We start from the raw sequence: 16,677 nt of genomic DNA, 5'->3' as shown, positions 1-16,677 counted from the left end.
AATTCGACCACCCCGTTTCCGGGGCAACCCCTCTAACTTACCCGAACCCCCAGCCCGGCGCAAAACCACCGACCCAGACAACCCGGAAAGAGAGAAGGACACCGGCGACCAGCCCGCGCACAGCCAACACAACCACCGAAGTGATCGAAGAGGAGTGCGCCGAACCGCGCCGACACCACAAGATTACCAGGGTCCGGCACTGCCATGACCCGAGTTGAAGAGAACGCCGGGAGCTCCGGGTCTATTCCCCCCTCGCCGCCACTTCGGAGGGCTCCACCACCGGGTCCGCGAGGCCGGGTCCCGCCGCGGGTTGTCCACAGGCCGCAGCGAGGAGCCTTGGCGGGACCATGCCGAACATAGACTTTGGCGGGTGAGCGACATGCCGCCTGTAGCGAAGAAGGTCTCCCAGGAGCGCACGCATCACGGTGACACCGTGATCGACGAGTACGCGTGGCTGCTCAAGAAGGACGACCCCGACACCATCGCGTACCTGGAGGCGGAGAACGCCTACACCCAGGAGATAACCGGCCACCTGCAGGATCTCCAGGAGGTCATCTTCAAGGAGATCAAGGGCAGGACCCTGGAGACGGACCTGTCGGTGCCCACCCGCAAGGGCGCCTGGTGGTACTACTCCCGCACCGAAGAGGGCAAGCAGTACGGCATCCAGTGCCGCGTGGCCGCCGACGGCGACAGTCCGCCGCAGCTGGAGCCGGGCACGCCGCTCCCGGGCGAACAGGTGATCCTGGACGGCAACGAGCTCGCCGGCGACAGTCCGTTCTTCTCCATGGGCACGAGTTCGATCAGCCCTGACGGCACGAAGCTCGCCTACTCGACCGACTTCTCCGGTGACGAACGCTTCACCCTTCGGTTCAAGAATCTGACGACGGGCGAGCTGCTCCCGGACGAGATCCCGGGGGTCTTCTACGGCGGCGCCTGGTCGGCCGACGGCTCCACGTTCTTCTACACCACGGTGGACGAGGCCTGGCGTCCGTACCGGATCCACCGGCACACGCTCGGCTCGGCCGAGGATGTCGTCGTCTACCAGGAGGACGACGAGCGCTTCTGGGTGGGCGTAGGGCTGACCCGCAGCCAGCGCTACCTGGTGCTGACCTCGGGCAGCAAGATCACCAGTGAGGTCCGGATCCTCGACGCGGACACCCCGGACGGCGAGTTCACGGTCGTGCGGCCCCGGCGGACCGGCGTGGAGTACGCGCTGGAGCACGCGGCCGACCGCTTCCTCATCCTGCACAACGACGGCGCCGTGAACTTCGAGCTTGCCGGCGCCCCCCTCGACGATCCGGGGAGCTGGACTCCGCTGATCGAGCACAGGGACGACACCAGGCTGCTCGATGTGGACGCCTTCAAGGACTACGTCAGCGTGCACTTCCGCCGTGACGGCCTCACCGGCATCAGGATCCTGCCGGGCGACGGCGGCGAGCCGTACGAGATCTCGTTCCCGGAACCGCTGTACGACGTGGCGCCGACCGGCAACGCGGAGTTCGAGACCGGCCGGCTTCGCCTCAGCTACACCTCGATGGTGACGCCGCCGTCGGTCTACGACTATGACCTGCGGTCCGGCGAGCTGATCCTGCTGAAGCAGAGGGCGGTGCTCGGCGGCTACGACCCGGCCGACTACGAGCAGTTCCGCGAGTGGGCCACCGCTCCGGACGGCACCCGGATCCCGCTCTCGATCGTGGTCCGGAAGGACACGAGCCGGCCCGCCCCCACCCTGCTCTACGGCTACGGCAGCTACGAGTCGTCCATCGATCCCTACTTCTCGGTGGCCCGGCTCTCGCTGCTCGACCGGGGGTTCGTGTTCGCGATCGCCCACGTGCGCGGAGGCGGCGAGATGGGCCGCCGGTGGTACGAGGACGGCAAGCTGACCAGGAAGAAGAACAGCTTCACGGACTTCGTGGCGTGCGCGCGGCATCTCAAGGCCGGGGGCTGGTCCGATCGGATCATCGCCAGGGGCGGCTCGGCCGGTGGCCTGCTCGTGGGCGCGGTCGCCAACCTGGCGCCGGAGGAGTTCACGGGGATCGTCGCCGAGGTCCCGTTCGTGGACGCGCTGAACACGATCCTCGACCCGTCGCTGCCGCTCACGGTGACCGAGTGGGACGAGTGGGGTGATCCGCTGCACGACCCCGAGGTCTACGCGTACATGAAGACCTACTCGCCCTACGAGAACGTCGACGGCCGGACGTACCCGGCGATCCTGGCGACCACCAGCCTGAACGACACGCGGGTGCTCTACCACGAGCCGGCCAAGTGGATCGCCCGGCTCCGCGCCACCGCTCAGGGCGGCCCGTTCCTGCTGAAGACCGAGATGGGCGCCGGCCACGGAGGCCGCAGCGGCCGTTACGACGCCTGGCGTGAGGAGGCGTTCGCGCTCTCCTGGATCCTCGACCGAGTTGGAGTGACCGAGTGAGCTATGTGGCAGCCGAGGGCCGGTACGGGCCCATGCCGTACAACCGGACCGGACGGAGCGGGCTGAGGCTGCCCGCGGTGTCGCTGGGGTTGTGGCACAACTTCGGCGACGACAAGCCGATCGAGACCCAGCGGGCCATCCTCCGCCGGGCCTTCGACCGTGGAGTCACCCACTTCGACCTCGCCAACAACTACGGTCCGCCGTACGGCTCCGCGGAGATCAACTTCGGGCACGTCTACCAGCAGGATCTCGCCAGGTACCGCGACGAGCTGGTGATCTCCACCAAGGCGGGGTACGACATGTGGCCCGGCCCGTACGGCAACTGGGGGTCGCGCAAGTATCTGCTCGCGAGCCTCGACCAGTCGCTGAAGCGGATGGGCCTCGACTACGTGGACATCTTCTACAGCCACCGCTTTGATCCGGAGACGCCCCTGGAGGAGACCATGGGGGCGCTCGCCCACGCGGTCCGCTCGGGCAAGGCGCTCTACGCGGGCATCTCGTCCTACTCCCCGGAGCGGACCCGGCAGGCCGCGGCGATCCTGCGGGACATGGGCACCCCGCTGCTCATCCACCAGCCCTCCTACTCGATGCTCAACCGGTGGATCGAGAACGGACTGCTCGACGTGCTTGAGGAGGAGGGCGCGGGCTGCATCGCGTTCTCCCCGCTGGCGCAGGGCATGCTGACCGGCCGCTACCTGAACGGCATCCCGAAGGACTCTCGGGCGGCCCAGGGCAAGTCGCTCGATCCGTCCCTGCTGACGGAGGACAGCCTGCGCCACGTCCGGCGGCTCGACGAGATCGCCCGGCAGCGTGGCCAGTCGCTGGCGCAGATGGCCCTGGCCTGGGCGCTGCGCGACTCGCGTGTGACGTCGGTGCTGATCGGCGCGAGCAGCGTCGGGCAACTCGACGACAGCCTCGACGCGACCAACCGGCTCGACTTCACCCAGGACGAGCTGGACGCGATCGACAAGGACGCCGTCGAGTGCGGCATCAACCTCTGGGCCGCTTCCAGCGCGCACTGAGCGTCCACGAGCGCGGGGGCACGACGCGGGCGGCGCGTGCCCCCTGCTTGTGACCTCCGGCTCGTGACCCCCGGCTCGTCGCCCGCGCGATCCGCCTGGCACGGGATGCCGGCGGCAGGACGGTTCAGAGGGCGTTCTGGCGCTGGAGGTAGGCGAAGGAGGCCCAGCCGGGGAGGACGGGCAGCCAGAAGGTCATCAACCGGAACAGCAGCACGGCCGAGGTGGCGACCGTGTAGGGCAGGCCGGCGACCGTGAGGCCGAGCGACAGCGACGCCTCCACCGCCCCCAGGCCGCCCGGGGTGGGAGCGGCCGAGCCGATCGCGTTGCCGGCGAGGAACACGACGGCGACCGCCGTGAAGGACACCTCGCCCCCGAAGGCGTGTACGCACGCCGCCAGGCAGATCACGAAACTGAGCGTCAGCAGCAGCGTGCCGATGACCGCCTCGGTGATCTTCCGTGGCGACTGCACGACGTCGAGCAGCCGGGGGATCACGCCCGAGAACATCGCGCGTACGCGGGAGGTGATCACCCGCCGCAGCGGCCGTACGGCGAGGACGATCAGGAAGAGCACGGCCACGCCCAGGAGCACCATCAGCAGCCCGCGCGACGGGGTGAGGGACGGCGCGGCCTGCGTTCCCGTGAGGTAGCCGAACAGCAGCAGCAGCATGATGTGCATGGCCAGGCCGATGAGCTGCGACGCGCCGACGCTCGCGACGGCGGCGCCCGGCGGCACGCCGCGCTTTTGCAGGTAGCGGGTGTTGATCGCCACGCCGCCGACCGCGGCGGGCGCGACCAGCTTCACGAACGACCCGGCGAGCTGGGCCAGGACGGTGCGGCCGAGCGGCAGCGGCTCGGGGACGAACCCGCGCAGCATGATCGCCGCGGCGACGTAACTCAGCGCGGCCGCGGCCAGCGCCACCCCGCTCCACGCCCAGTTGGCCGTGGTCACGACGGAGACCAGGTTGACCTTGCTGAGCTGGGGAAGCAGCAGGTACGCCGCGATCACGCTGAGGATGATCGTCACGAGAGTCCGGGGGCGGAACCGCTCGAGGCGTACCTCCTCCACCTCGACCTTCGGCTTCAGCGCGGTGATCTGCTCGCGGATGGCGGGCAGGAGGTCCTTGTCGCGGCGGGCGGCCGTCCTGGTCTCCCGGCTCAGCGCGATCCGCTGGAGCAGCGGCATGGCCCCGGCGAGCGTGTCCTCCCCCAGCACCTGCGCCGCCGACCTGACCGAGCGCTCGGCTCCCACCCGGGTGCCGAGGTAGGCGAGGAGTTGGGCGATGTCGAGCCGCAGCAGCAGGTCGCCGGCGGCGATCTCGCCGCTGCGGGCGTCCACGAGGTGGACGTTGCGGCAGGCGTCGACGTGGATGCTCTCGCCGGTCAGGTGGCGGTGGGCCAGGCGGTGGGCGTGCAGCAGCCGGACCTGCTCCCACATCCGCGCCAGCAGTTCGTCGTCGAAGTCCTCGTCGCGCAGGTCGCCCACCGGCCGGGTGTCCACGTGCTCGTAGGCGAGCAGCGCGGCCTCGGTGCCGACCTCGCTCGTGCCGAGCAGGCGCGGCAGCCGCACCCCGGCGGCCTGCGCGGCGTACGCCATCAGCGCCTCGCGCTCGAGTTCGGCGCGCAGCGAGCGGATGGCCCTGCGCCGGGTCTCGCTGTTGAGCAGGAAGCGCCGCCACAGGCGGTAGATGACGCCCGCCACCTGCCGGTCGCGGTCGAGCACGGTCACGTCGATCCGCCGGTCGCCGACGAGAGCGACCAGGTAGCGGCGGCTGCCCGAGCTGTCGTCCTCCACCCGCCTGGCGCTGACCGGTGTGAACCCGAGTTTGCGCAGCGCGGCCAGCACGGCGCTGCCGGGCGGCCTGGTGTTCGCGCTGCCGATGCCGTACAACGTGCCGAACCCGACGGCGAGGCCGACGACGTAGGTGAGGATCACGCCGAGCGCGGTGACCTTGGTGGCGGTGAACAGCGCGAACACGTCGAGGCCGAGGGCGACCCACATGAGCGCCCGCCAGTGGGGGCGCCGCCCCATCCGCACCGCCGTGGCGTACGCGATGGCGGGGGTGAGCACGGTGTTGAGCGGCTCGACCTCCCTGCCGCCGGTGAGCAGCTGCACCAGATCGGCCGGGCCCGCCTTGACCAGCCACTCGTCCAGCGCGTACGACACGAGCAGGGCGAGGATCGCGGCGATCAGCCCCTGGGTGACCCGCATGCCGTCGCGGTGGAAGACCCGTTCGACGGCGAACGCGACCGGGACGACCAGCACGGCGACGCCGCCCAGCAGCCCGGCGGCGGCCGACAGCACGTCGGGGGCGCGGCCGGTACCCGCCTGGACGTCGGTCTCCAGGCCGTTCAGCGTGCGCTGCAGGGCCAGAGCCAGCAGCACGACGGCGCCGAGGGCCAGCAGCGTGAGCAGGAACCGCAGTGCGTCGGAAGGACGGCGGATCCGCTGCGGCAGCAGAGGCTCGACGACGAGGACAGCTCCTTGGCCAGGAGTGTCCAGCGCTATGTCCTGCTCCTTGATGCCTCTCACCACCAGCGATTCTGTGCGATCTTCGCACTCGGTGTCCACAATTGACGCTATGCGTATATCCCTGGCCTCGGACAGCATCGACGGGATCGCGTCGGTGCTTGCGGCCGAGGTGGAACAGCGCGGCCATTCAGTCACACTCTATGGAGCACTGGCCCCCGGTGACCGGGCTGATTGGGCATGGTGCTGCTCGGCCGCCGCGAGGGACGTGGCGGAGGGCCGCGCCGACCAGGCCGTGGTCTGCTGCTGGACCGGCACCGGCGCGTCCATCGCGGCGAACAAGGTGGCGGGGGTGCGGGCGGCGCTGTGCGCCGACGCCACCACCGCCGCGGGCGCCCGCGAATGGAACGACGCCAACGTGCTCGCGCTCAGTCTCCGCCTCACCTCCCGGCAGGTTCTGACGGAGATCCTGGACGCCTGGTTCGCCGGGACGCCGAGCACCGATCCCGAGGACGCCGCGAACATCGCGTACGTCGGGGAAATCCGGTAGAGCCCGCCCGCGGCCGGCACGCTAACGTCGATGCCATGAGCACGTCGCTACCCGTCCTCGGCGCCTGTCCGCTCGACTGCCCCGACACCTGCTCCTGGGTCGTCACCGTACGCGACGGCGCGGCCGCCGGGCTGCGCGGCAACCGCGACCACCCCTACACGCGCGGGGCCCTGTGCGTGAAGGTCAACCGCTACCTGGAGCAGGTGCGGTCGCCCGACCGCGTTCTCCACCCGTTGAAGAGGGTGGGTCCGAAGGGTTCCGGCCGGTTCGAGCGGATCAGCCTGGACCAGGCGCTGTCGGAGATCGCCGCCAAGCTGGCGTCGATCGTCGAGGAGCACGGCGGCGAGGCGATCTGGCCCTACCAGGGAACCGGGACGCTCGGGTACGTCCAGGGCGAGTCGGGCAATGCGGGGCGGCGGTTCTGGAACGCCCTCGGCGCGTCCCGGCACGACCTCAACATCTGCGCGCGGGCCGGCAACGACGGGCTGCGGTACGTCAACGGGACTCCCGGCGGCATGGACCCCGAGACGTTCGCCCTGTCGCGGCTGATCCTGCTGTGGGGCACCAACACCCTGACCAGCGGCCACCACCTGTGGAAGTTCGTCCAGGACGCCCGCGCCGCCGGGGCGTACGTCGTGGCGATCGACCCCATCCGCACGCGTACGGCCGACCAGGCGGACGAGCACCTGCCGATCCGGCCGGGTACGGACGCCGCGCTCGCCCTCGGCCTGCTGCACGTCGTGCTGGAGGAGGGCGCCGAGGACCGCGCGTACATCGAGGAGCACACCACCGGCTGGGACGAGTTCGAGGCCGAGATCCGCAGGCATCCCCCGGCGCTGGTGGCGGAGATCACCGGTCTCCCCGAGGAACGCATCCGCGCCCTCGGCGTACGGCTCGCGCACACCCGCCCGACCGGCATCCGGGCCACGATGGGCATCCAGCGGCACGCGGGCGGCGGGGCGGCGATGCGGGTGATCGCCTGCATCCCCGGTGTCACCGGCGACTGGCGGTACCCCGGCGGCGGGGTGGCCTACTCCACCTCGGGGTACGCCCCCGCGGGCCCCGACCCCCGCGACGACCTGCTGCCGCACCCCGTGCGTACGCTCACGATGACCCGGCTGGCCGACGGTCTGGACGAGTCGGTCAAGTGCCTGTGGGTCTACGCGGCCAACCCCCTCGGCTCCACCTCCGACCAGAACCGGATCAGGGCGGCGCTGGCGCGGGAGGACCTGTTCACGGTGGTGATGGAGCAGTTCCCGACCGACACCGTCGACTACGCCGACTACGTGCTGCCCGCCACCATGCAGATCGAGCACCTGGACGTGCACCACGGCTACGGGCACATGTACATGGTGTGGAACGAGCCCGCCGTCGAGCCGCCGGGCGAGTGCCTCTCGACGACCGAGACCTTCCGCCGGCTCGCCCGGCTGGTGGGCCTGACCGAGCCGTCTTTGTACGACACCGATCTCGAACTGGCCGAGCAGACGCTCTCCCAGGTGGGCATCTCCGTGGAGGAGATCCGCAAGCAGGGCTGGGCGCGCCTCCGGGTGGCCGACCCGTTCGTGCCGTTCACCGAGGGTTTCCCGACGCCGAGCGGGCGGCTGGAGTTCGCCTCCGAGAGGGCGGAGGCCGACGGGCTGCCGCGGGTCGCCGGCTACGTCCCCTCGCTCACGGCTCGTACGGCTCCCGCCGACCGGCCGCACCCGCTCGTCATGATCACTCCGGCCGCGCACACGTTCCTCAACACGCAGTTCGCCAACAACCCGGAGCTGCGCAAGCGGTCGAAGGGCCCCACCGTGCTGGTCAACCCGGCAGACGCCGCCACCCGCGGCCTCGTGGACGGGCAGGCCGCCCGGGTCTTCAACGGCAACGGCGAGTTCAGTGCGTACGTGGAGGTCAGCGACCGGGTGGCGCCGGGGGTGGTGGCGGCGCCGAAGGGCCACTGGCCCAAGCTGTCGGCCGGCGCGAACCCCAACGCGCTCGTGGACGAGCGGGACGCCGACATGGGCCGCGGCGCGGTCTACCACGACAACTTCGTCGACGTCGCCCCGCTGTCACAAAGCGAGCTTGAACCCCTCGTGTGAGGCGGTGAAGCCGAGCGAGCCGTAGAAGCGGTGGGCCTCGGTGCGGGCCTTGTCGGACGTCAGCTGCACCAGCGCGCAGCCGCGTTCTCCGGCCCGCCCGACCGCCCACCGCATCATCTCCCGGCCGATCCCCCGGTTGCGGTGGGGCACGGCGACCCTGACCCCCTCGATCTGGGCGCGCTCGCCGCCCCGGCGGGACAGCCCGGGGATGTAGGTGAGCTGCATGGTGCCGACGATCTCGCCGCCCGACTCCACGACGATCAGCTCGTTGCGCGGGTCGGCGTCCACCGCCTCGAAGGCGGCGTGGTAGTCCGGTTCCCCCGGGGAAGCCGGACGGGATGCCGTGATCGGGTCATCGTTGATCATCGCCACGATGACGGGGACGTCCTCACGCCGGGCCGTACGGAATTCGAGATCCATGCCGGGAGACTAACCGGGGCGCGTCAGGGGAGGGTCAGGGACTTCCCCGATGCCGCGGAAACGCCCAAAAGGGCACGCTGTAGTTATGAACGAACTGACCCGAATGGACGAGATGTCCTTGGCCGGCGCGGCCCTGCGCGGCGCGCCCTGGCGGGCCGCGGCGACGTCCGGCGGGGCGGTCGCGGCCACGAGCCTTCTCCTGGGCGTCATCCTGCCCGGCCCGGCCGACCTGACCTGGGCCCTGTGCGCGGGCCTCACGGTGTTCGCCCTCGTCGCGGCGATCGGCGCGATCTCCAAGCCGGACGCCGGCGACCGGGTGACCCGGCAGGCCCGTCTCTGGGCGCTGCGCCACCCGTGGCGCTTCGCGCTCTACCCGGGCCTCGGCGCCGCGGCGCTGATGTACCCGGTGCAGCTCGTGATCGACCGCGAGGGCGTCTTCGGCGCGGCCTGGGACGCGTTGTGGGGCGGCGCGCTCGTGCTGCTGATCACCGCCGTTCTCACGATCTCGATGCGCGGCCGCGCCAAGGGCGCCTGAGGCTCAGGCCTCCCGCTCCGCCGCGCCGCGGCAGACGCAGAACTCGTTGCCCTCGGGGTCGAGGAGAGTGACCCAGCCGGTGCCCTCCGGGGTGCGGTGGTCCTCGTACGGCTTGGCCCCGAGCGCGAGCAGCCGCTCCACTTCCTGGTCGCGGGTGCCGTTCCCGGAGGGGACCACGTCGAGGTGCAGGCGGTTCTTGACCGTCTTGCCCTCGGGCACCTGGATGAAAAGCAGGTGCGGAGGGCCGTCCGGACGGTCCAGCATGACCTCGTCGTCCTCCGGCTCGGAGTCGACGAGCGGCCAGCCCAGGGCCTCGCTCCACCACTGGGCCAGCTCGTACGGCCGGGCGCAGTCGATCGTCGTCGTGTAGATCTCAATCATGCGCCCCACCCAATCCCGACACCAGCAAAGGTGTCAAGCAGGTTACGTGGCCGCCCGCCGCGGTCGAAGCGCCCGGACGAGGCTGACCGCGGACACCACGGCCCAGACCCCCTCCAGCAGCAGGAATCCCCAGTCGTCGTCCGCGTACGCGAGCCACGCGAGCACCGCGGAGCCGACGAGGTTGAGCACGAGGTAGATCTTCGAACTGTTGTCGAGGACGTTCATCTGGGAGAGCAGGAACGCGCCGAGAATCAGGACGGCGCCGGCGATCTGCAGAACTTGGTCCATGTCCTTCCGCCCACCGTCTTCGCTGGTCCGGGTACGGCGGGCACCTCGTCCGGGAAGACCGCGGCTCGCGGCCTTCTCACAACGGGACGATACCGGTTGTGAGACCTCATTCCGTGCGATCTGTGGCACAGACCCTGGATATGGGCGGTTACTCGCGGGTAGCATTCCTTTAGAGTTACCGACCAGTACGTTACCCCCGGGTTCGGTTCTAGGAGCGCACACAGATGGGTCACTACAAGAGCAACCTCCGCGACCTGGAGTTCAACCTCTTCGAGGTGTTCGGCCGCAGGGAGATCCTCGGCACCGGCCCGTTCGCCGAGGTCGACGAGGACACCGCGCGAAGCGTGCTGGACGAGGTCAACCGGCTGGCCGTCGGCCCGATCGCCGACTCGTTCGAGGACGCCGACCGCCACCCGCCCGTATTCGACCCCGCCACCCACAGCGTGACCATGCCGGAGAGCTTCAAGCGCTCCTACCAGGCCTGGGTGGACGCCGAGTGGTGGCGCCTGGAGCTGCAGCCGGAGCTCGGCGGCACGCCCGCCCCGCGCAGCCTCGTGTGGGCCATGGCCGAGATGGTGCTCGGCGCCAACCCCGCCGTGTGGATGTTCGCCTGCGGCCCGGCCTTCTCCCGCCTGGTCTTCGAGCTCGGCACCCCCGAGCAGAAGCGGTTCGCCGAGATGGCCGTCGAGCGGCGCTGGGGCGCGACCATGGTGCTCACCGAGCCCGACGCCGGCTCCGACGTCGGCGCGGGCCGTACGAAGGCGATCCAGCAGCCCGACGGCACCTGGCACATCGAGGGCGTCAAGCGCTTCATCACCAGCGCCGAGCACGACATGGCCGAGAACATCTTCCACCTGGTGCTGGCCCGGCCCGAGGGCGCCAAGGCCGGCACCAAGGGCCTGTCGATGTTCCTCGTGCCGAAATACCTGGTGGACCTGGAGACCGGCGAGCTGGGCGAGCGCAACGGCGTCTACGTCACCAACGTCGAGAAGAAGATGGGCCTGAAGGTCTCCACGACCTGCGAGCTCACCCTCGGCGAGAAGCACCCCGCCATCGGTTACCTGGTCGGCGACGTCCACGACGGCATCCGGCAGATGTTCATGGTGATCGAGCACGCCCGCATGATGGTGGGCGCCAAGGCCATCGCCACGCTGTCCACCGGCTACCTCAACGCGCTGGACTTCGCCAAGAACCGCGTCCAGGGCGCCGACCTCACCCGCTCGGGCGACAAGACCGCCCCGCGCGTGACGATCACCCACCACCCCGACGTACGCCGCGAGCTCATGCTGCAGAAGTCGTACGCCGAGGCGATGCGCGCGCTGGTGCTCTACACGGCGACGATCCAGGACCAGATCCAGATCGCGGAGTTCGAGGGCCGCCGCGACGAGGCCGCCGAGGCGCTCAACGACCTGCTGCTCCCGCTGGTGAAGGGCGTCGGCTCCGAGCGGTCGTACGAGCTGCTGGCCCGCTCGCTGCAGACCCTCGGCGGCTCGGGCTTCCTGCAGGACTACCCGATCGAGCAGTACATCCGCGACTCGAAGATCGACTCGCTGTACGAGGGCACGACCGCCATCCAGGGCCAGGACCTGTTCTTCCGCAAGGTCCTGAAGAACCAGGGCGCGGCACTGGGGTCGCTGCTCGGCGAGATCAAGGCGTTCGCGGCCTCCGAGGCGGGCAACGGACGGCTGAAGGTCGAGCGCGGCCTGCTCGACGAGGCGGCCGACGTGGTCAAGTCCATGGCCGACACGATGGCCGGATGGGCGATCTCCTCCATGGAGACGCCGCAGGAGGTCTACAAGGTCGGGCTCAACACCACCCGGTTCCTCATGGCGCTGGGCGACCTGGTGCTGAGCTGGCTGCTGCTGCGTCAGGCCGAGGTCGCGCTGAACGCCCTGTCCGCTTCGGAGGAGGACAAGGCGTTCTACACGGGCAAGGTCGCCGCGGCCTCGTTCTTCGCGCAGACCGTGCTGCCCCGGCTGGCCGCCGAGCGCCGCGTGCTCGCCGCCACCGGCCAGGACCTCATGGAACTGCCCGAAGAGTCCTTCTGACATGTCGCCTGCTCGTACGGCTGCCGCCCTCTTCGGCGGCAGCCGTACGAGCATGAGAGGTGATCCGTTATCCGCCGCCAGTAATGTGGCCAGGTGTGGTCGAGGATGACCGGTTACGCAAGGAACCTTGCCTCGTCACTATCCTCGATCAGGAGAACCGACCGGAGGCGTGACATCCGACGCACCTGATCGTCGGTTACCGGCGCTGTCGCCTGATTTCGGCCCGTGAATCCGGGATCAGCAGTTCTTGAATCCTTGCGGGTACGCGATTTGTCCGCTGGGCTGAACATATGTCCACTTACTTGTGCTCCCGCCGGGGATCTTGCTGCAGCCGTAATCCGGCGCCCACCTCACATTGATTTTCTTGCGCACCGTCTTACCGCCGCAGTTCGCCCAGGTGAGCGTCCACACGGTTCTGTTGGGGTAGCTCTTGCTCTTGATGGTCCCGCCGCAGTCGGCGCGGAGAGCGCTGGAGGCGCTGCCCGCGCTCGCCTCGACTGGCAGCGCACCGACGGTGCCGGCTCCCAGGAGGGCCGCCGCCACTACCAGTCCCGCTCGCTTCACCAGGGCAGCAGGTGTCTTTCCGCGTTTCGCGGCCGGCGAGTTGGGTTTCACGGTCATAGGCTTTCCTTCCGGTCTTCGAAGCGGGGGAAAGCGTCTCAGTGTCTACGCCGCCCCCGCGCTTTCGCCGAACCAGGTCGTGTTTGAAACACTCCCTAGGACCGTAACCGTGCGGATTCTTTCCAGCGTCAACCCTCGGTTGGATATCGCCGTCATCTTCTGCGGTAGTCCGGATGGCAGCGGGTAACAACACCCGCGTCAGGCGGTGTGGTACTGCACGGCGGCGCGGCTCGCGAGGATCGGGGTGATGCATTCCTTGAGGACGTCCTGGTGGGCCGGGTGGTCCCGGTAGACGATGTAGTCCTCCGCGGAGTCGAAGTCGGCGACCACAGCGAAGGAGAAGTTGCCCTGGTTGATCCCGGCGTCCGGTCCGACCTCATAGCTCCGCAACTCCGGGATGACGCCGGGCAGTTCGCGTAGCCGCCTGGCCACCTCCGCCTTCTGCTCCTCGGTGGCGTCATCGGTCCACTTCAGCAGCACGACGTGCCGGAACATGCTCACTCTCCTCCGCTACGGGAATCACGCCGGCCCATCCTCTCATCCGGTCATGGCGCGGGCATCTAGAGAAGCATGCGAGAGGCCCACGGAATGATCATGGTCAGTGATGGCCGGAATCGCAGGTGTGGCCTCAGCGCGGGCGTCGCTCGACGAAGGCCCGCCGCGCCGTACGGCGAGCCACTCGCGGAAGGCTGCTTCGCCCGCCACGGCCAGTGTCTCCGGATCGTCCCGCGCCGCCCGGCGCTCCAGCACGATCCCGGTCAGATATCCGTCGCCGTACGCCACCGGGCCGACCCGCGTGTCGTGCGCGGCGTGCCGCAGCGGCGCGGGCAGGTCCCTGGCCCACCGCTCGCCCACGGTCACCGTGGCCTCTCCGCACCCCACCAGGCCGCCCACGCCGCGCAGCGACTTCCCGTCCACCGGCTGGGAGCCCGTCACCCACAGCGCGCGTACGCGGTCGAAGTCGCGGCGGTGGGCCGCGAGGTGGCCCGGCGCGAGCTCGGCCTCCTTCCGCCGCCGGAAGCGCCGCCACCGCGCGATCCCGGTGACGAACACCTCGAACTGCTCACCGGACAACGACATCTCCGCCAGCCAGGCCAGCGTGGAGGCGCGGTCGCGCAGGCCGTGGCCGGCGCGGAACTCCGCCACTGCCTCGCGCAGATCGCCCTCGTCCAAGGGCTCGTCGTCCTCCATGAGCTCACGTGACAGAAGGCATTGCTCGGCGATCACGGCCCGGAGATCCCGGCAGTCGGCCTGAAGCAGTGCGAGGGCCTCCGCCACCCCCGCCCGCAGGCGATCCGTGCCGAGCGGATCGCCGGGCGCCCGACCGTCCTGCTCCGACTCCGCCCCGCGCGGCACGGACAGCGTCACCGTGCCGCCCTCCGGATGGTTCAGCCGCAGGTCGTACTCGCCGCGCCTGCCCGTGAGGACAAGCCGCGGGCAGGCACGGGGATGGCGGGCCGCCCACGACCCGACCACCTCTCCCGCCTCGGCGAGGCCCGTACAGCGGCGCCGCAGTCCGCGCAGGATCTCGGTGCCCTCGCCGAGCAGGTCGGCGAACTCGAAGGTCGTCATCGTCACCTCACAGCCCGCGTTCGCATGCTCACGTCTCCGCCCCGGCCGTCTGCGCCGCGACCAGCGCGGCGTAGTGCCCCCCCTGCGCCAGCAACTCCCTGTGCGCACCCCACTCGACGATCCGACCGTCGTCGACAACGAGGATGAGGTCGGCGTCCCTGACCGTGCTCAACCGATGCGCGATCACGATCCGGGTCTGGGTGAGCCCGGCCAGGTTCGCCTCGATCTGGGCCTCGGTGGCGCTGTCCAGGTTGCTCGTGGCCTCGTCGAGCAGCAGGACCTTCGGCCGGGACAGCAGCGCCCGCGCGAGCGCGAGGCGCTGGCGCTGACCGCCGGACAGGCCCGCCCCCTCTGTGAGCACGGTCTCGTACCCCATGGGCATGGCCGAGATCTCGTCGTGCAGGCACGCCAGCCCGGCGGCCCCGACCACCCGGTCGAACGACGCCTCGGGGTCGTTCAGCGCGATGTTCTCCCGGATCGTGCCGGTGAACAGCGACGGGTCCTGAGTGACCACGCCGAACTGGCGCCGCAGGGACCGCGGGTTGAGCTCGCGGAGCGGGACGTCGTCGTAACGGATCTCCCCCTCGGTCGGTGTGTGCAGCGCCAGCAGCATCCTCGCCAGCGTGCTCTTGCCCGCTCCCGAGGGGCCCACAAGCGCGATCTTCTGACCACGCTCGATCCGCACCCATACGTCACGCAGGATCCATGGCCCGCGGGGGTCGTAGCGGAAGCCCACCCCCCTCAGCTCGATCCGGCCGCGCAGCCGCAGGACCTCAATGCCGCTGTCCTGCTCGGGTTCGGAGCTCAGGATGTCCGACAGCCGGTCGAAGTGCGCTCCGGCCTGCTGCATGCTCTGCAGACTGGTCATGAGCGAGGACAACGGGGTCAGCGCCGCGGTCGCGACGGCGTTGAGCCCGAGCAGCGCACCGAGCGTGATGTCGCCGTCCAGCACCCGCCAGGCGCCCACCCACAGCAGCACGAGCGGAGCGAGCAGCCGCAGCGCGTTCAGCGCCGCCTCGAGCAGTCCCTGGGTGAGCCCGCCGCGTACGTCGGCGTCCAGTTGCTCGGCGAAGAACTTCGTCCACTGGTCGACGGCGCGTGACTCCGCGCCCGAGGCCTTGAGCGTCTCGATGCCGCCGATCGCCTGCACGAGCTGACTCTGCGTGGCCGCGTAAGCGGTCAGCTCCCGCTGGGTCAGATAGTGCACCCTGCGTGCGGTGGCGAGCAGCAGGGCGATCTGCGCGGCCGCGAACCCGAGCAGGCACAGCCCCAGCACCGGATCCCTGACGAGGACGAGCACCGCGTAACCGATCGCGAGCGGCCCGTCGATCAGGGCCGACAGCACCTGCCCGGTCAGCATCTCCCGCAACACCGCCACGCTGCCCGCCCTGGTGACCAGGTCGCCCTTGCCGCGCAGGGCGAAATACCGGTACGGCAGGGTCACGAGATGGGCGACCACTCCCCGGGTGAGCTCGGCGTCCGCCCCCGCCCGGACCGACACCAGCAGGACCGACCTGAGCCAGCCGACCACGAATTGCGTGAGACCCGCGAGCACGAGCCCCGCGCCCAGCAGGAGGAGCAGCCGATCGGCGCCGTACGGCAGGACCCGGTCGACCAGCGACTCGGAGAACACGGGCAGGGCGAGCCCGAGCACCTGCAGCAGCACGGAGGCGGCCACGACCTGAGCGAGCAGTCCCTTGCGCCGCAGCACCAGGTCGTGCAGGAACCGCCGCCGCCATGCGGTGGCGGCGGTCGAACGGCCCGTACGAAAGCCGGGAGCCGGCTCGAAGGCGAGCAGCACCCCCGTGAAGCCGGAGTCGAACTCCTCAGAGGTGAGCCTGCGCCGGCCTCGGGCAGGGTCGACGACGTCCACCTGGTCGGGCGCCCAGCGCTCCACGACAAGGAAGTGGTTGAACTCCCAATGCACGATCACGGGCATGGGCAGCCGGGCGAGGTCCTCGGGCCCCAGTGAGAAGGCACGCGCCTTGAGTCCCAGCTCCCGGGCCGCGTCGGCGATCGCCCGTGCGGACAGCCCGTCCCTGCCGACCTGCAGCCGATCGGTGATCTCGTGCAGGGAGAGCCGGCGCCCGTGGTAGGAGAGGATCATCGTCAGGCACGCGGCGCCGCATTCGGTGGCGGTGTTCTGCAGCACGACGGGCACGCGCCTTCTCACGAGCCGCTCCCCGCTCCCGAGAGCACCGCGACGGCGACCGCACCGGTTCCGGACGCGAGCAGCACGGCCAGCGCCCACAGCAGAGTGATCA

14 protein-coding genes and 1 riboswitch are annotated in these 16,677 nt (G+C 70.2%); of the genes, 6 read left to right on the top strand and 8 right to left on the bottom strand.

Annotated features, from left to right (window positions below; translation table 11 throughout):
- Positions 1-379: 379 nt before the first annotated feature.
- Positions 380-2,425: a S9 family peptidase gene (locus HHX41_RS23125; RefSeq protein ID WP_182907703.1), complete on the top strand. Its 2,046-nt coding sequence runs from the start codon at positions 380-382 to the stop codon at positions 2,423-2,425.
- Positions 2,422-3,447: an L-glyceraldehyde 3-phosphate reductase gene (mgrA, locus tag HHX41_RS23120; protein WP_169981849.1), complete on the top strand. Its 1,026-nt coding sequence runs from the start codon at positions 2,422-2,424 to the stop codon at positions 3,445-3,447. Before HHX41_RS23125 ends, mgrA begins: the two co-directional genes overlap by 4 nt.
- A gap of 124 nt (positions 3,448-3,571) precedes the next feature.
- On the opposite strand, the gene HHX41_RS23115 is transcribed toward mgrA, so the two are convergent.
- Positions 3,572-5,977: a lysylphosphatidylglycerol synthase transmembrane domain-containing protein gene (locus HHX41_RS23115; protein ID WP_310742130.1), complete on the bottom strand. Its 2,406-nt coding sequence runs from the start codon at positions 5,975-5,977 to the stop codon at positions 3,572-3,574.
- 49 nt (positions 5,978-6,026) lie between these two features.
- Here HHX41_RS23115 and HHX41_RS23110 point away from each other — a divergent pair, with 49 nt between their 5' ends.
- Complete coding sequence (locus tag HHX41_RS23110; protein WP_169981847.1) at positions 6,027-6,464, top strand: RpiB/LacA/LacB family sugar-phosphate isomerase; 438 nt, start codon at positions 6,027-6,029, stop codon at positions 6,462-6,464.
- A 35-nt stretch (positions 6,465-6,499) separates the two neighbouring features.
- Positions 6,500-8,548, top strand: coding sequence for a molybdopterin-dependent oxidoreductase (locus HHX41_RS23105; RefSeq protein ID WP_182907686.1), 2,049 nt, complete (start codon positions 6,500-6,502; stop codon positions 8,546-8,548).
- Here HHX41_RS23105 and HHX41_RS23100 read toward each other — a convergent pair.
- Positions 8,519-8,968 carry a GNAT family N-acetyltransferase gene (locus HHX41_RS23100; RefSeq protein ID WP_182907685.1) on the bottom strand — a complete coding sequence of 150 codons (450 nt, stop codon included), beginning with the start codon at positions 8,966-8,968 and terminating at the stop codon, positions 8,519-8,521. The genes HHX41_RS23105 and HHX41_RS23100 overlap by 30 nt on opposite strands.
- Positions 8,969-9,053: 85 nt before the next feature.
- Between HHX41_RS23100 and HHX41_RS23095 the strand changes: the two genes are divergently transcribed.
- The gene (locus tag HHX41_RS23095; RefSeq protein ID WP_182907684.1) at positions 9,054-9,503 is read left to right on the top strand and encodes a hypothetical protein; all 450 of its coding nucleotides are present in this window, start codon (positions 9,054-9,056) and stop codon (positions 9,501-9,503) included.
- Between the two features lie 3 nt (positions 9,504-9,506).
- Here the strand turns inward: HHX41_RS23095 and HHX41_RS23090 are convergent, their stop codons facing one another.
- Positions 9,507-9,884: a VOC family protein gene (locus tag HHX41_RS23090; protein ID WP_169981843.1), complete on the bottom strand. Its 378-nt coding sequence runs from the start codon at positions 9,882-9,884 to the stop codon at positions 9,507-9,509.
- A gap of 42 nt (positions 9,885-9,926) precedes the next feature.
- Positions 9,927-10,172: a hypothetical protein gene (locus HHX41_RS23085; RefSeq protein WP_169981842.1), complete on the bottom strand. Its 246-nt coding sequence runs from the start codon at positions 10,170-10,172 to the stop codon at positions 9,927-9,929.
- 5 nt (positions 10,173-10,177) lie between these two features.
- A riboswitch (guanidine-III (ykkC-III) riboswitch) is annotated at positions 10,178-10,249 on the bottom strand.
- A gap of 147 nt (positions 10,250-10,396) precedes the next feature.
- Between HHX41_RS23085 and HHX41_RS23080 the strand changes: the two genes are divergently transcribed.
- Complete coding sequence (locus tag HHX41_RS23080) at positions 10,397-12,220, top strand: acyl-CoA dehydrogenase (protein WP_169981841.1); 1,824 nt, start codon at positions 10,397-10,399, stop codon at positions 12,218-12,220.
- 237 nt (positions 12,221-12,457) lie between these two features.
- Here the strand turns inward: HHX41_RS23080 and HHX41_RS23075 are convergent, their stop codons facing one another.
- From HHX41_RS23075 to HHX41_RS41925, 4 genes are all read right to left on the bottom strand, one after another.
- Positions 12,458-12,841 carry a hypothetical protein gene (locus HHX41_RS23075; protein ID WP_182907683.1) on the bottom strand — a complete coding sequence of 128 codons (384 nt, stop codon included), beginning with the start codon at positions 12,839-12,841 and terminating at the stop codon, positions 12,458-12,460.
- 198 nt (positions 12,842-13,039) lie between these two features.
- Positions 13,040-13,336 (bottom strand): Dabb family protein, encoded by a 297-nt coding sequence (locus tag HHX41_RS23070; RefSeq protein WP_182907682.1) that lies wholly within the window; start codon positions 13,334-13,336, stop codon positions 13,040-13,042.
- Between the two features lie 42 nt (positions 13,337-13,378).
- Positions 13,379-14,413, bottom strand: a complete 1,035-nt coding sequence (locus HHX41_RS23065) for a hypothetical protein (protein ID WP_182907681.1) — start codon at positions 14,411-14,413, stop codon at positions 13,379-13,381.
- Positions 14,414-14,441: 28 nt separating this feature from the next.
- Positions 14,442-16,586, bottom strand: coding sequence for a peptidase domain-containing ABC transporter (locus HHX41_RS41925; RefSeq protein WP_182907680.1), 2,145 nt, complete (start codon positions 16,584-16,586; stop codon positions 14,442-14,444).
- Between the last annotated feature and the right edge of the window lie 91 nt (positions 16,587-16,677).

The sequence above is a fragment of the Microbispora sp. H13382 genome, from assembly GCF_014161445.1.
Classification (GTDB): domain Bacteria; phylum Actinomycetota; class Actinomycetes; order Streptosporangiales; family Streptosporangiaceae; genus Microbispora.
This window is presented reverse-complemented; position numbering and strand designations above follow the sequence as displayed.